1 protein-coding gene is annotated in these 594 nt (G+C 63.8%); it reads left to right on the top strand.

The genetic code is table 11. From position 1 onward, the window contains the following. Nucleotides 1-235 precede the first annotated feature (235 nt). On the top strand, nt 236-594 hold a 359-nt coding region (locus tag J1M86_RS25715), incomplete at its 3' end, for a copper resistance CopC family protein (RefSeq protein ID WP_206511892.1).

Below are 594 nucleotides of genomic sequence, written 5' to 3'. Positions count from 1 at the left end.
CACTATCCGCACATGGTCGAACGCATCCGCGCCGAGCAGCACGTCGGTGGCCCGCACTCGGATTCGATCGCGCCCTCGGAAGTGATCACCGAAGCCATCGCCGGCCATGAACGATCCGATCCTCCGGACCCGGTGAAATAACCATCGCCGCAGAAGTGACCCACCGCTAAACCGCCCTCCCTACTACTATGACCCGTAGTTGTTGGGTCGGGCTCGATACAGAGGAGTACCCCACGTGAAACGTCTGATGCTGATTGCCGTGATGATCTGCGGGACAGCATTGTTCGCTGCGGCGCCGGCGTCGGCGCACAGCGAACTGGTCAGCTCCGACCCGCCCGCCGATGCCACACTCGACTTCGCGCCGATCGGTGTCGGTCTGGTGTTCAACCAGGACATCAACGAATCGTTCGCGACCATCAGCGTCGTGGGTCCTGGCGACACTCAGTGGGCACAGGGAACGGCCACGGTCGAGGGCCCCGACGTATCGGTCCTGCTCGAGGACGGACTCCCCAACGGGGAGTACACCGTCGGCTACCGGGTCACCTCCGCGGACGGGCACCCGATCACCGGATCGTACGGTTTCTCCGTCGACGT

The organism is Rhodococcus sp. KRD197 (genome assembly GCF_017168235.1).
Lineage (GTDB): Bacteria > Actinomycetota > Actinomycetes > Mycobacteriales > Mycobacteriaceae > Rhodococcoides.
This window is presented reverse-complemented; position numbering and strand designations above follow the sequence as displayed.